This is a genomic window from Boudabousia liubingyangii (assembly GCF_001907245.1).
Classification (GTDB): domain Bacteria; phylum Actinomycetota; class Actinomycetes; order Actinomycetales; family Actinomycetaceae; genus Boudabousia; species Boudabousia liubingyangii.
Window position 1 is genome coordinate 14420 of sequence record NZ_MQSU01000006.1, and the last position, 13583, is coordinate 28002.

Sequence of the window (13583 nt, forward strand, 5' to 3'; positions counted from 1 at the left end):
CCTCAAACTCCCATTGCGTGATGGGGATATCGAGCGCGACGACGATGCCTACCAAGGTGCCATGTTCGTCAACGCTAACTCCACTACCCAGCCCGGCATCGTGGACGCGAACGTGCAGCCCATTATTGAACGCTCGGAGATGTACTCCGGTGTCTACGCACGCGTCACCCTGAGCTTCTACGCATTCAACACCAATGGGAATAAGGGCGTGGCCTGCGGACTGCGGAACATCCAAAAGATTCGCGATGGCGAACCGCTGGGCGGCCGCGTGAGTGCGGAGAGCGAGTTCACGCCGTTCACCGACCCATTCGCCACCCCTCCTGCTGGTGGGGATGACTTCCTGTCCTAACCAGTAATCCAACCCAAGTGTGAGGGGCATCAGAAGAGACAGGCAAGCTCCTGGTGCCCCTCACCTGTGCACAGCCCCTTGGAGCCAACCAATGACCACAAACCACACATCCCTCACCCTCGACATCGAAACCTTCAGCGAAATCAACCTGGGTAAGGCTGGCATGTACCGCTACGCCCACGATCCATCCTTTGAACTGTTACTGCTCTCATACGCCTGGGACGCCGGCCCAGTACACACCATCGACATCGCCTCGGGTGAGTCAATACCCGCTGACGTACTGGCTGCACTTGATGACCCGGGAATCACGAAGTGGGCGTTCAACGCTGCCTTCGAGCGCACCTGCCTCTCCGCATATTTCGGAAGGCAGTTGCAGCCTCATGGGTGGCGGTGTCACATGGTCTGGGCCGCAGCCCTCGGACTCCCGCTCTCGCTGGACGGCGTATCCAAGGCACTCAAACTAAACGCCGGGAAACTCGCTACCGGCAAAGACCTCATCCGGTTCTTCTCCGTCCCAGCCAAACCCTCACTACTCAACAACGGCCTAACCCGAAACCTCCCCGGTCACGCACCAGACAAGTGGGAGCAGTTCAAGACCTACAACGCCAGGGACGTGGAAGCAGAGCTCGAACTGCACGCCAAACTCTCACCGTTCCCGTTGCCTGAGCAGGTGTGGCGCGAGTACTGGGATGACCAGACAATCAACGACCGTGGCATCCACCTGGATTTAGATTTGGCCAGTGCGGCGATTGAGCTCGATAAGCAGGTGCGGGACAAGAACCTCGCCCGCTCAAGCCAGCTCACTGGCTTGGATAATCCGAACTCGCCGTTGCAGCTCAAAGACTGGGCCAGTAAGCGCGGCATCACCATGGGATCGATGGGTAAGCAAGAAGTCCAAGACACCCTCGAAGCCACCACCGACCCGGTAGTCAAAGAAGTCCTTGCGCTGCGCCTAGAGCTCTCGAAGTCTTCGGTGCGTAAGTACGAGGCGATGACCACCAGCGCCAACACGAAAGATCACCGGGCGCGGGGGTTGATGCAGTTCCACGGTGCCGCCCGCACCGGACGCTGGGCAGGCAGGTTGATCCAAGTGCAGAACCTGCCGCGCAACTACCTACCCGACCTCGACGCCGCACGCGCCCTGGTCAAAGAGCGCAACCTAACAGCACTGGAAATGCTGTACGACTCCGTACCTGATGTCCTCTCCCAACTGATCCGCACTGCGTTTATCCCACGGGAGGGGTGTGAGTTTATTGTTGCCGACTACTCGGCTATTGAAGCCCGCGTGATCGCTTGGCTCGCTGGTGAAGACTGGCGGCTGGATTTGTTCAAGCGGGGTGGGGATATTTACTGCCAGTCTGCTTCCCAGATGTTTGGTGTTCCGGTTGAGAAGCATGGGGTGAATGCGCATTTACGGCAGAAGGGGAAGATCGCAGAACTCGCCTGTGGATACGGCGGCTCCATCGGCGCGCTAGAAAACATGGGAGCCCTCCGCATGGGTTTGTCCGATGATGAGCTGCCTGGGTTGGTGAGTGCGTGGCGGGAAGCCAACCCCTCGATCGTGGAGTTCTGGTGGGCAATCGACCAAGCAGCCCAGCAAGCCCTCACCACAAGACGCCCCGCCACGACTCATAGCATCACTTTCACCCGGCAGGCCGGAATCCTCTTCTGCCAACTCCCATCAAGACGCCGCCTGGCATACCCAGGAGCCACCATCACCACTGGCAGGTTCGGCCGCGACGTCATCACCTACCAAGGCCAAAACACTGCTAAACGCTGGGACTGGATCGAAACATACGGACCCAAACTCGTGGAAAACATCGTCCAAGCAACCGCTCGGGATTTATTGGCCCACGCGATACACAGAGTGGAGGCCAAAGGATGGCCGGTGGTCATGCATGTCCATGACGAACTCATCATCGAAGTCCCAACCCGAACCGTCACCGTCGATGAAATCGCCAATGCAATGTGCCAAGCACCAGCCTGGGCTGCTGGTTTGCCGCTGGATGCTGATGGTTACCGGTGTGATTACTACATGAAGGACTGACCGGAAACAGTTTGCGTATCGGGGGTTATAAACCGGCCCTGCTGGAAGCCCTCCTGGTAGAGCCGGTACGCCCAATCCTTTTTCTGTTGTCTAGGTGCTGGCTCTAGAAAGGAGCCAGCATGGCTACCACGAACGCTTTGCAGGTCTTTAACCATGAGGCATTCGGAACCATCCGCACCACCATCGAAGAGAGCGGACAGATCCTGTTCTGCGGGAAAGATGTTGCCACCGCACTCGGATACAGCAACACCAAGGATGCGCTAGGGCGTCACTGCAAGGGGGTCGTGAAACGCTACCCCCTTGAAACCCCTGGCGGCACACAGCAAATCCGCTTCATTACTGAGCCTGACCTTTACCGTCTGATTCTGTCTTCACATTTGCCGGCTGCGCAGCGTTTTGAGACCTGGGTGATGGAAGAAGTCCTACCCAGCATCCGCCGCCACGGCATCTACGCCGTTGACTCTCTTTTGGATAACGATGATTTCTTGCAGGCCGCGATCGAGCATCTGCGCGCCGAGCGAATGGCCCGCCTGGCAGCCGAACAGGCCCTAGCCGAGGCCGCACCTAAAGCCTCCTACTACGACGTCGTCTTAGCCTCGCCTTCGCTAGTGACAATGACCGCGATCGCTAAGGACTATGGGCTCTCAGCCAAGAAACTCAATGCGCTGCTGGCCCAAGCGAAAGTGCAGTTCAAGCAATCGGGCCAGTGGTTCCTCTACGCCCACCACGCCAACAAGGGCTACACCCAGTCCAAGACATTCACCCTGCCTGATGGGCAGGTGCGGATGCACACCCAGTGGACCCAAGCCGGACGGCTGTTCATCTATGACCTACTGAAAAACCGTTTCGGCATCCTGCCCGTCGTCGAACAGGCCCAGACTGCCATCGAGAGTGGGGATGCCAAATGAGCACCACCCGCATCCAAGGCACCTCGCTTGGTGAGCTGATGGCTGCTGCCGGTATCGGCATCGAAACCACAAACGCCGAGGGCTACCCTGACTCGACCACCTTCCAGGCACTGCGCCGGGTTCAGCGAGCTGAGTTTGGTTACCGGCCACTGACCTACATTTGCTCACCCTACCGAGGAGACGTGGAAGCCAACACAGAACTGGCCAGGCAGTTGTGCGCCCTCGCAGTGAAGCGCAAAAAGATCCCTCTGGCTCCACACCTGTTGTTCCCACAATTCATGAACGACCAGGTGGAATCTGACCGGGAGTTGGCGATGTTCATGAACCGCATTCTGCTGGGCAAATGCGAATCCCTGTGGGTCTGGGAAGAAGACATCAGTGCCGGGATGCGCCTGGAAATCGAATGGGCATCCCTCTACAAGCACCCCTTGCCGGTCACTTACATCAACCACAGCGACCTAATGGAGGTAACGCTATGAACCCCATGACCATGTACGCCTCCCAGGTTTGCGGGCAAGCATCCAACACCCACTACCCACACCAACATGTTGTGGCCAGCCTTGATGACCTCAAAAGCGTTGTGGCCTTCGATCATGTGGTCGCTGAGTATGAGGGTGGCCAGCGTGGTAACTCCCGCTTCCTGTCCTCCAACTGCCTGGTGATGGACGTCGACAACGACCACACTGAGAGCCCCACTGAGTGGGTGACCCCAAGCCGCCTAGCCGAACTCATGCCCGGTGTGCCCTTCATGGCAGCCACCAGCCGGAACCACATGAAACCCAAAGGCGCCAGTACTGCTCGGCCGAGATTCCATGTCTACCTACCCATCAACACCACCACGGATGCGGAAGCCTACGCTGCATTGAAGCGTCAGCTCGCTGCACAGGTACCGGTGTTCGACTCGAACGCGCTGGACGCTGGGCGATTTATCTACGGCAACCCCGATGCGAAAACCACCGCTATCGAGGGTGAGATCCTGGTCGATGAATGGCTGGCCCGTGACCTGTTCGCTGAGTTCGACCAAGCCTCCACCCTGATCAGTGAAGGCAGTAGGAACGCGACCCTGTCCAGGTTCGCCGGTCGGGTGCTGATCCGTTACGGCAACACCGAGCGCGCCCGAGAACTCTTCGAACAGAAAGCCTCACTGTGCGACCCGCCCCTGCCTGGTTTTGAGGTGGAGCAGATCTGGGTCTCAGCCACCAGGTTTGCTCATCATGTTTCTTCTCAGGATGGGTATGTGCCGCCTGAGCAGTACGCCGAAGGGGCATGTTCATTGAAGCCTGGTGATTATTCGGATGTGGGGCAGGCTGAGGTGTTGTGTCGTGAATACGGGCATCTACTCAAGCATTCTCCGGCCACGGACTTTGTTACCTACAACGGCTCCTTTTGGGAAGAATCCGAACCACGCGCCCAAGGCATGAGCCAAAACCTTACCGGCCGCCAACTCGACGAAGCCCTCATCGCGGTCGCTGACGCAAAAGAAGGCATGAACCAAACCGGTGCAACCGGCTTGCTGGTGGCGATGAGTAAAACCAAAGCGATTTCCGCGATGAACCCCGCCCAGCGTCAAGCCTGGCAGGCTCACGAGGATGCGATGGAGTATTACAAGTTTGCTCTCAAACGCCGTGAATCGCGTGGAGTGGCTAACGCGCTACGAGAAGCTCGGCCGATGCTGCAAATCTTGCCCACCGATCTCGACGCCGACGCGTTCCTCATCAACACGCCCTCAGCAACCTACAACCTCATCGAAGGCATGGGCTCGGCGCGTGGCCATGACCCAGCAGACCTGATCACCAAACAAACCAACGTCGACCCCAACAAGGACGGACAGGATATCTGGGAGCAGGCTCTAGTCACCTTCTTCCAAGGCGACCGTGAGCTGATCGACTATGTGCAGCGCATCGTCGGCCTGGCGGCTTTCGGCAAAGTCATGGTCGAAGCCCTCATCATCGCCTACGGAGACGGACGCAACGGTAAATCCACGTTCTGGAACACCATCGCGAGGGTGCTCGGCTCCTATGCCGGGAACCTCTCAGCGGACGTGCTCACCATCGGAGCCAAACGCAACGTCAAACCCGAACTGGCCGAAGCCAAAGGCAAACGCCTCCTGATCGCGGCCGAGCTCGAAGAAGGCATGCGGCTGAACACCTCGAACGTCAAACAACTGTGTTCGACTGACGAGATTTATGCGGAGAAGAAATACAAGGCTCCCTTCGCATACACCCCAACCCACACGCTCGTGCTCTACACCAACCACCTACCCAGGGTCGGTGGCATGGACCCAGGCATCTGGCGCAGGCTCATCGTGATCCCGTTCCAGGCCCGCATCGAAGGCAGCCAGGACATTAAGAACTACGCCGACTACCTCTACAACCATGCTGGTGGAGCGATCCTGGCCTGGATCATGGAAGGCGCACGCCGGATCCATGCTGAGGGTTTCCACCTGACCCACCCGCGTGTGGTGGCTGAAGCGATCGGGGCGTATCGGGATAACAACGACTGGCTCACCCCGTTCCTTGATGAGCGCTGCGAGGTCGGCGAAAACCTGAGCGAAGCCTCTGGGCGGGTCTATTCGACCTACAGGGCTTTCGCAGCAGAGCGAGGAGAGTACGCCCGCTCCACCACCGACTTCTACGAAGCCCTCGAACAACGAGGGTTCGGCAGGTACCGAAACAGTCGCGGCAAGTTCATCAAAGGCCTATCCCTACGCAGCGACTTTGACCCCGCAAGCACCAGTTTTTGAGAGCCGAGTGCCGCTCTATGCCACTTTCTTCTAGGACTTTCCATATAGGGATAAAAAATACAAACCCTATATAAAAGTTCTAGAACGGCACAGCATAGACCAGCACACCAGGCTCCAAGACCACAAAGAATCTTGGAGACACAATGAAAGAACAACAACTAGAAACCCGCCTATGTCGGGCTATTCGCCGCATCGGCGGCATCTGCTGGAAATTCACATCCCCCGGCCTGACGGGCGTCCCAGACCGCATCTGCCTCCTGGGCGGACGGGCAGTGTTCGTCGAAGTCAAAACCACCGGCAAACACCCAAGGCCCCTACAACTCGCCCGCATGCGTGAACTTGAGCGTCAAGGCTTCACCTGCATCGTCCTCGACCACCCTGACGGGATCCAGGAGGTGTGCGATGCTCTACAAGCCGCATAACTACCAGCAAGTCGCCATCGACTTCGTCGAAACCCACCCCATCGCAGCCCTCCTGCTCGAAATGGGACTTGGCAAAAGCTCCATCGCCCTAACCGCGATCTGGAACCTCATGTACGACTACTTCGAAGTCCAGCGTGTGCTGGTGGTGGCTCCATTGCGGGTGGCAAGGGATACCTGGCCAGCAGAACAACAGAAATGGGACCACCTAGCCGGGCTGACGATGGCAGTAGCCGTCGGACCTGAGGCCAAACGCCTCCAGGCACTTCAGGCTGGGGCTGATGTGACGGTGATTAACCGTGAAAACGTCACTTGGCTTGTTGAGCGCTCCGGTGTGGAGTGGCAGTGGGACATGGTCGTGATTGACGAGCTGAGTTCGTTTAAGAATCATCAGGCCAAGCGCTTCCGCTCCCTCCTCAAAGCCCGCCCGCATGTCAAACGCATCGTGGGCTTGACTGGGACACCGGCCGCCAACGGACTCGAAGACCTCTGGGCGCAGTTCCGGCTGCTGGACATGGGTGAGCGGCTTGGTCGTTACATTACGCATTACCGGCGTGAGTTCTTCGACCCCGACAAACGAAACGGCATGCAGGTATTTAGTTATCGTCCGAAGCCGGGTGCGGAAGACGAGATCTACAAGCGCATCAGCGACGTCACCATCAGCATGCGGACCTGTGACCACCTCACCTTGCCAGAGGTCACCTACAACACCATTGACGTGGCCATGGGCGATAAGGGCCGGCGGGCTTACGAGCGGATGCTCAAGGACTTGGTGTTGGAGCTGGAGGACACGGAAGTGACGGCGGCTAACGCCGCAGCACTATCTGGGAAGCTCACCCAGATGGCATCCGGTGCGCTCTATGACGAGGACGGCAACTGGCACCTCGTGCATGACGCCAAGTTGGACGCGTTGGAGGATTTGGTTGAGGCAGCGAATGGGAAGCCAGTGTTGGTGGCTTACTGGTTCACCCACGACCTTGAACGCATCCAAGCCCGTTTCCCAGAAGCGAGGCTGCTCAAAACAGGCGCGGACATGGACGCGTGGAACAACGGCGACATTCCGCTGGCGCTGATCCACCCCGCCTCCGCTGGTCACGGCCTGAACCTACAAGCGGGCGGCTCGACCCTGGTGTGGTTCACGCTCACCTGGTCGCTCGAGCTCTACCAGCAAACCAATGCTCGTCTGCACCGGCAGGGACAGCGGGAGCCGGTGGTCATCCACCACCTCGCTGTCAAGGACTCGATTGACCAAAAGATCCTTGCCGCCCTGGCGGTTAAGGACACGACACAGGCCGCGTTGATTGACGCGGTCAAAGCAACCATCACCACAATCCCGATCATGGAAGGAGAGGACCGATGACTGCTGTTCTCGGTACTGACATCACCTGGAAATACGTCGACCGTCGCGCGGCAGCCATCAATGCTCTGCGTGATTTTTCGACCATGCAAACCATCATCGACACCACCGACGACGACCTCAAAGCCATCGCCGAAGACATCCCCAGCATTTCCAGCCCGGCGGTGGACGGACGTCCAATTGCCCCGTTTAATCCTCATGCTCACGAAGACCGAATCGTGAAGCATTTGGAGCGGATTGATAACCGCCAGCGCCGTTATCTCCAGGCTAGGGACTACATGGACTGGTTCTTACCGGCCTGGGCGGCCTTGTCAGATGATGAACGCTGGATGCTCGAATCCTGTTATCTCGGTGAAGACACCATGCAAACCGATGCGATTATTGCCATCTGCGATCGCTTCCACATCGAACGCTCCAGTGCTTACAACAAGAAGAACCGAGCACTAAACCACTTTGCGACCCTCCTGTACGGGAGGTGAACGACCGTGGGTGAGTAGAATCGCGGACGCATTTGCGCTTACAGACCCGCTATACTGTAAGTACTTGAAAATGTATCCGGAGCCCCCGCTAGCAATCCTCGTGACTGGTCGGGGGCTCCGGCGTTCCCGGCATCGTGAAGGGTGGTGAGCACTAGTGCCTCGTCGACCGAAGACTCCGTGCCGTTGGCCTGGCTGCCCAGCACTCACCGATGACCGCTACTGCGAAGTCCACGCTAAGGAAGCCGATACCAACTACCGGCGCTTCGAGCGTGACCCCGAGATCAACAAACGCTACGGCAGTGCCTGGCGGAAGATCCGTGCGCAGTATGTTGCCAAGCACCCGCTGTGTGAACAGTGCGAGAAGGAAGGACGCCTCACCCCGGTGGCTGAGGTTCACCACATCCGCCCCCTATCCCACGGCGGCACCCATGACGAGTCCAACCTCATGTCGCTGTGCAAGCCCTGCCACTCGAGGCAGACGGCGTTGGATGGTGACCGGTGGCGAAATACCGGGTCTGCCGGCTCCCAGGTCTACACCTACTGACGAACATCAGGAGCATCTCGGGGCTCTGGACCCTGGCCCCACTCTGGGGGGGGGGCGGTCAGGATCTCTGGGGCTGTTCGGGGTTTCAGCGGGCGGGGCCAACCGTGCGCAAAACCGCCGAATCAAACGGGGTATTGACCCCTTCACGCCCTCCACACCAGGGCACGATGCCCCAGGAAGGAGGCGAGACCATGGCCAAAGACGGCACCAACAGGGGCGGACGCAGGGTGCGCGCTGGGGCGAAGCCCGAGGCGCTTTCCGACAAGCTCGCCTCAGGTCGCCCCGCCACCCGGCTCACGACACCTGCCGAGCTCGATGTGTTCGACCTGGACGGCACCGACATCGGCGATGGTGCGCTGCTCGCAGGCGAGCCGATGCCAGAACCCGGCGAATATCTGTCGGCTGAGCAGCGTGACGGCCAACCGCTCGGCGCGGATTTGGTCTACCGGGAGACGTGGAGCTGGCTGGATGAACGTGGTTGCACCGAGTTCGTCTCCAAACGGCTCATTGAGCAGTACGCGCAGGCGTTCGCCCGCTACATCCAGTGTGAGCAGGCGATTTCCAAGTTCGGTCTGCTCGGCAAACACCCCACCACGGGAGCTGCGATCGCCAGCCCGTTCGTGGCCATGTCGCAGTCGTTCGGCAAGCAGGCCAACGTGTACTGGTACGAGATCTTCGACATCGTACGCGCCACCTGCACCACCGACTACTCCGGCACCACACCAGGCGATGAGGTCATGGAGCAGCTGCTCAAAGCCTCCTCCTAACGCCCCGCGACCCCTTGTTTCGTTTCCTGCCTGCCCGGCACCCGGGCGGGCTTTCTTGTTGTTCGCTTTTGTGAAAGGAGCCCTCCGCGTGTCTGTAGTGCGAAGTGCTGAATCTGTGTGTATCGGCCACCCCGACAAGCTGTGCGATCTGATCGCAGACCACATCCTCGATGACATCCTCACCCTCGACCCGACGGCACGCGTGGCCGTTGAGGTCATGGCCACCGGCAGGCGCATCATCGTCACCGGCGAGATCACCACCACCATCCGGCCGCAGCTGCGCGCCTGCACGCGGGAGGCGCTGCGACGGGCCGGGTACAACCCGAACCGGTTCCTCATCTACGTGTGGGTGCGCCGACAATCCGCCGACATCGGCGCAGGCGTCACCACCTCCATCGAGGCGCGTGCGGGTGACGAGTCGGCGTATGCGAGCCTGGGGGCGGGCGATCAGGGCACCGTCTACGGGTACGCCACGAACGAGACGCCCCAGCGCCTGCCGCTGCCGCTCGTGCTCGCCCACGAGATCTGCCGCCGCCTCGATACAGCCCGCACCGACGGCACCATCCGTGGGATCGGCCCCGACGGCAAATCCCAGGTCAGTGTGGTCTACGACGAGCTGGGCACCCCGGTCGGCATCGACACCGTGATCGTCTCCATCCAGCACGATGCGAACAAAGACACAGGTGTTCTTGAACGGGAGGTGCGCACGCTGGTCGTCGCTCCCGCTATCGAGACGCACCTGCCCGGTGCCACGGCTGAGCGCGTGTTGGTCAACCCGTCGGGACGGTTCGTCACAGGTGGCCCCACCGCTGATACCGGGCTGACCGGGCGCAAGCTCATGGTCGACACCTACGGTGGGCTCGGCCCGCACGGCGGTGGCGCGTTCTCGGGTAAGGACCCCTCCAAGGTCGACCGGACGGGTGCGTACATGGCGCGCCTGATCGCGAAAACCGTGGTGGATGCGCGCCTGGCCGAAGAATGCCACGTCGCTATCTCCTATGCGATCGGTAAGGCCGACCCGGTCGCGTTCCACATCGACACCTTCGGCACAGGTCAGCACTCGGACTGGCTGCTCACCGACGCCGCCCAGGCGATCTTCCCGCTGCGACCGGCCGCGATGATCGAACGCCTCGGCCTTAGAGCCCCCATCTACGCGAAGCTTGCCACCTGCGGGCACATGGGCCATGGCCTGAGCGAGTGGGAATGGACACTGCCATATGCCGACAAGCTCAAGACGGAGGTGACCCGCCGTGCTCATCAAGCAGCTACCCATCAGTGAGCTCAAGCCCGCCGACTACAACCCGCGTAAGGACCTGAAGCCCGGGGACGCGGACTACGAGAAACTCAAGCGGTCGCTGACCGAGTTCGGTTACGTCGAGCCGGTGATCTACAACCACACCACCGGCCACGTCGTCGGCGGCCACCAGCGCCTGAAAGTACTCGCTGACCTGGGCCACACCGATGTTGACTGCGTGGTCGTCGAACTGGACGAGACCCGCGAAAAGGCCCTGAACGTCGCATTGAACAAGATCAGCGGCGACTGGGATGAATCCAAACTGGCCCTGCTCATCGCCGACCTGGACGCGGCCGACTTTGATGCCGAGCTCACCGGCTTCGACGATGACGAAATCCAGGCGATGATTGGTTCCCTCGACGATGACGAGGTCACCGACGACGGCTTCGATCTCACGAAAGCGCTCGAGGCCGCATCATTCGTCCAGCGCGGCGACATTTGGACTATCGGCAGGCACCGGCTGGTCTGCGGGGATGCCACCAACGCAAACGAGGTCGCGGTGCTCATGGATGGCAAGAGCGCGAACCTGGTGCTCACCGACCCGCCCTACAACGTCGCCTTCGAGTCCTCCGACGGGCTCACGATCAAGAACGATGCGATGAAGGCCGACTCCTTCTACGAGTTCCTACTCGTCGCGTTTACCAACATGGCGGGTGTCCTCGACAAGGGTGGGTCGGCGTATGTGTTCCACGCCGACACCGAAGGGCTGAACTTCCGCAAAGCGTTCATCGACGCCGGGTTCAAACTCTCCGGCTGCTGCATCTGGGTCAAAGACTCCCTCGTGCTGGGACGCTCACCGTACCAGTGGCAGCACGAACCCGTGCTCTACGGGTGGAAGCAAGGTGCCAAGCACAAGTGGTTCGCTGACCGGAAACAGACCACGATCTGGAACTTCGCCAAGCCCCGCAAAAACAGTGACCACCCGACCTCCAAGCCGCTGGACCTGCTGGCCTATCCGATCCACAACTCAACCCAAGCAAACGCGATCATCCTCGACACCTTCGCTGGCAGCGGTTCGACGCTGATGGCCGCCGAGCGGACCGACCGCATCGCGTATTGCATGGAGTTGGACGAGAAGTACGCCTCGGTGATCCTGCGCCGCTACGCCGAGGCGACCGGGGACGCGGCCGGGATCACCTGCCAGCGAGGCAACACTCAGTACACGTATCTGGATCTGGTCAAACAGGTCGACCGCGACCGCGAATAAAACCCCACACTATGCAGGGAAAACAGGGGCGTGAAAATGGGCCGTTGATGAGGGCAAAAACGACTGGATAAGCGGAAAAACGTATGGCTGTATGTACATGACCGAAAGCACCCCCACACCTGGGGGAATCGAGCGAAAAGGACTGGTCATGAGTGAATTACACATCGAAATCAGCGAGCTCATCGCAGCCGGAGTCAACGTGTACGACCCCGAGGAAACCCTGCGGGTTGCCAGAGCTCGCGGCTACCAGCTGGTGGTGCGCGTGATCGAGTGTGACCCGAAGCGTTTCCTCAGCATGGTGGCCGCCTGGTTCGAGAAGGAGGTCGTGGCATGAGTATCCTTGCCTTCACCCCGCACAAAACGGGCAGGAAAAAGCTCGCCCAGCTTCTCGCCGATCACCTTGGTGTCAAGGCCACCTATCTGGGCACTCCCTCGTTTGCCTACCAGATAGGAGACGCCACGCTGGATCGGGACTGGACCCTCTACCTGCCAGATGGCATCGAGGCGCAGGCCGTGCTCGAGTCCGCACACAAGGCGGGCTTTGCCACCACCGACCCGGGCGAGGTGGCGTTGACGGTCACGATGCCCACGCCCGGGTGGAGTGAGCGCACTCGCGCCAACCTCGAAGCGCTCCTGGCAGCCAAAGGGCCACTGATCGCCCGCGCCCTCGGCATCCCAGCAACCCCCGTCGAATTCACAGACGACACGGTCGCATTCCCTTGGTTCGCGTCCATGCCGGGCGATGACACCCGAGACGCGGCGATCACGCTGCTGGCTGCAATCTGCCAGCGCGCCCAGGAGGCCACCCGCATCTCGTCTAAGCCGTCTGCACCTGGCAACGACAAGTACACGATGCGCTGCTTCCTGCTCTCCCTGGGCTTCATCGGCCCCGAACACAAGCAGGCACGCCGCATCCTGCTGGCAGACCTGGAAGGCAACGCCGCTTGGCGCACCCCGACAAGCAGAAAGGAGGACTGACCATGAATCCTGGCCAGCGGGTGTGCCTGATCGCCGCCAGCGACTCGTACACGCATCTGAGTCCTGGCGATAAAGGAACGATCATGTTTGTCGACGACGTAGGAACAGTGCATGTGAACTGGGATAACGGCTCCACGCTCGGCCTCATCCCAGGCGAAGACCTATGGGAATACCCCGAGTGAATCACAGTGATGATGACCGCTATTTTCCTTGAAAATAAGCGGAAAATGACTGGATAAGCACACGCACCTATGGCTGTATGTACATGACCAAACAAGAACAGAAAAGGAGAAAGTCATGGACACGATTGAAGCCCTAGAAACCCAGGTCGCTTGCCGAACGCAAACCTCCCACCACGCGGTCTTAACGGCCTACATGGACACCCAAAAGGCGGATAACGAACTGTTGGATTTCTCCGGAGGGCTCTGTTGCAAAAATCGTGAAGCTTGAGCATGCTTGGCGGAGATTGGACGGACGGAACGATGACGGAT

16 protein-coding genes are annotated in these 13583 nt (G+C 59.8%); all 16 read left to right on the forward strand.

Features of this window, described 5'->3' with window-relative positions; translation table 11 throughout:
• On the forward strand, positions 1 to 349 hold a 349-nt coding region (locus tag BSR28_RS09220; RefSeq protein ID WP_233120646.1), incomplete at its 5' end, for a DUF2815 family protein.
• Between the two features lie 91 nt (positions 350 to 440).
• Positions 441 to 2396 (forward strand): DNA polymerase, encoded by a 1956-nt coding sequence (locus BSR28_RS08670; protein WP_073713968.1) that lies wholly within the window; start codon positions 441 to 443, stop codon positions 2394 to 2396.
• Between the two features lie 119 nt (positions 2397 to 2515).
• On the forward strand, positions 2516 to 3304 hold the full coding sequence (locus tag BSR28_RS08675) for a phage antirepressor (RefSeq protein ID WP_073713969.1): 789 nt from the start codon (positions 2516 to 2518) through the stop codon (positions 3302 to 3304).
• A complete protein-coding gene (locus BSR28_RS08680; RefSeq protein ID WP_407922464.1) occupies positions 3301 to 3783 on the forward strand; it encodes a DUF7768 domain-containing protein in 483 nt (160 codons plus the stop codon). Before BSR28_RS08675 ends, BSR28_RS08680 begins: the two co-directional genes overlap by 4 nt.
• Positions 3780 to 6047 (forward strand): phage/plasmid primase, P4 family, encoded by a 2268-nt coding sequence (locus tag BSR28_RS08685; protein ID WP_073713970.1) that lies wholly within the window; start codon positions 3780 to 3782, stop codon positions 6045 to 6047. The genes BSR28_RS08680 and BSR28_RS08685 overlap by 4 nt, the downstream gene beginning before the upstream one ends.
• Before the next feature lie 143 nt (positions 6048 to 6190).
• Complete coding sequence (locus BSR28_RS08690) at positions 6191 to 6469, forward strand: VRR-NUC domain-containing protein (RefSeq protein WP_073713971.1); 279 nt, start codon at positions 6191 to 6193, stop codon at positions 6467 to 6469.
• Positions 6450 to 7826 carry a DEAD/DEAH box helicase gene (locus tag BSR28_RS08695; protein WP_073713972.1) on the forward strand — a complete coding sequence of 459 codons (1377 nt, stop codon included), beginning with the start codon at positions 6450 to 6452 and terminating at the stop codon, positions 7824 to 7826. Before BSR28_RS08690 ends, BSR28_RS08695 begins: the two co-directional genes overlap by 20 nt.
• Complete coding sequence (locus BSR28_RS08700) at positions 7823 to 8302, forward strand: hypothetical protein (RefSeq protein ID WP_073713973.1); 480 nt, start codon at positions 7823 to 7825, stop codon at positions 8300 to 8302. Before BSR28_RS08695 ends, BSR28_RS08700 begins: the two co-directional genes overlap by 4 nt.
• A gap of 154 nt (positions 8303 to 8456) precedes the next feature.
• A complete protein-coding gene (locus tag BSR28_RS08705; protein ID WP_073713974.1) occupies positions 8457 to 8846 on the forward strand; it encodes an HNH endonuclease in 390 nt (129 codons plus the stop codon).
• Between the two features lie 191 nt (positions 8847 to 9037).
• On the forward strand, positions 9038 to 9613 hold the full coding sequence (locus BSR28_RS08710; protein ID WP_014320313.1) for a P27 family phage terminase small subunit: 576 nt from the start codon (positions 9038 to 9040) through the stop codon (positions 9611 to 9613).
• A gap of 88 nt (positions 9614 to 9701) precedes the next feature.
• On the forward strand, positions 9702 to 10892 hold the full coding sequence (metK, locus tag BSR28_RS08715; RefSeq protein WP_073713975.1) for a methionine adenosyltransferase: 1191 nt from the start codon (positions 9702 to 9704) through the stop codon (positions 10890 to 10892).
• The gene (locus BSR28_RS08720) at positions 10864 to 12114 is read left to right on the forward strand and encodes a site-specific DNA-methyltransferase (RefSeq protein WP_073713976.1); all 1251 of its coding nucleotides are present in this window, start codon (positions 10864 to 10866) and stop codon (positions 12112 to 12114) included. Before metK ends, BSR28_RS08720 begins: the two co-directional genes overlap by 29 nt.
• A 148-nt stretch (positions 12115 to 12262) precedes the next feature.
• On the forward strand, positions 12263 to 12448 hold the full coding sequence (locus BSR28_RS08725; RefSeq protein WP_073713977.1) for a cell division protein: 186 nt from the start codon (positions 12263 to 12265) through the stop codon (positions 12446 to 12448).
• Positions 12445 to 13092, forward strand: coding sequence for a hypothetical protein (locus BSR28_RS08730; RefSeq protein ID WP_073713978.1), 648 nt, complete (start codon positions 12445 to 12447; stop codon positions 13090 to 13092). Before BSR28_RS08725 ends, BSR28_RS08730 begins: the two co-directional genes overlap by 4 nt.
• A 2-nt stretch (positions 13093 to 13094) precedes the next feature.
• Entirely contained in the window at positions 13095 to 13274 is a 180-nt protein-coding gene (locus BSR28_RS08735) for a DUF4314 domain-containing protein (RefSeq protein WP_073713979.1), read from the forward strand.
• A 115-nt stretch (positions 13275 to 13389) separates the two neighbouring features.
• A complete protein-coding gene (locus BSR28_RS09075) occupies positions 13390 to 13542 on the forward strand; it encodes a hypothetical protein (protein ID WP_158020341.1) in 153 nt (50 codons plus the stop codon).
• Positions 13543 to 13583 lie beyond the last annotated feature (41 nt).

Coding starts and splice junctions, on each gene's coding strand:
- BSR28_RS08670 (WP_073713968.1), top strand. CDS start 441: ATGACCACAAACCACACATCCCTCACCCTCGACATCGAAACCTTCAGC.
- BSR28_RS08675 (WP_073713969.1), top strand. CDS start 2,516: ATGGCTACCACGAACGCTTTGCAGGTCTTTAACCATGAGGCATTCGGA.
- BSR28_RS08680 (WP_407922464.1), top strand. CDS start 3,301: ATGAGCACCACCCGCATCCAAGGCACCTCGCTTGGTGAGCTGATGGCT.
- BSR28_RS08685 (WP_073713970.1), top strand. CDS start 3,780: ATGAACCCCATGACCATGTACGCCTCCCAGGTTTGCGGGCAAGCATCC.
- BSR28_RS08690 (WP_073713971.1), top strand. CDS start 6,191: ATGAAAGAACAACAACTAGAAACCCGCCTATGTCGGGCTATTCGCCGC.
- BSR28_RS08695 (WP_073713972.1), top strand. CDS start 6,450: ATGCTCTACAAGCCGCATAACTACCAGCAAGTCGCCATCGACTTCGTC.
- BSR28_RS08700 (WP_073713973.1), top strand. CDS start 7,823: ATGACTGCTGTTCTCGGTACTGACATCACCTGGAAATACGTCGACCGT.
- BSR28_RS08710 (WP_014320313.1), top strand. CDS start 9,038: ATGGCCAAAGACGGCACCAACAGGGGCGGACGCAGGGTGCGCGCTGGG.
- BSR28_RS08725 (WP_073713977.1), top strand. CDS start 12,263: ATGAGTGAATTACACATCGAAATCAGCGAGCTCATCGCAGCCGGAGTC.
- BSR28_RS08730 (WP_073713978.1), top strand. CDS start 12,445: ATGAGTATCCTTGCCTTCACCCCGCACAAAACGGGCAGGAAAAAGCTC.
- BSR28_RS08735 (WP_073713979.1), top strand. CDS start 13,095: ATGAATCCTGGCCAGCGGGTGTGCCTGATCGCCGCCAGCGACTCGTAC.
- BSR28_RS09075 (WP_158020341.1), top strand. CDS start 13,390: ATGGACACGATTGAAGCCCTAGAAACCCAGGTCGCTTGCCGAACGCAA.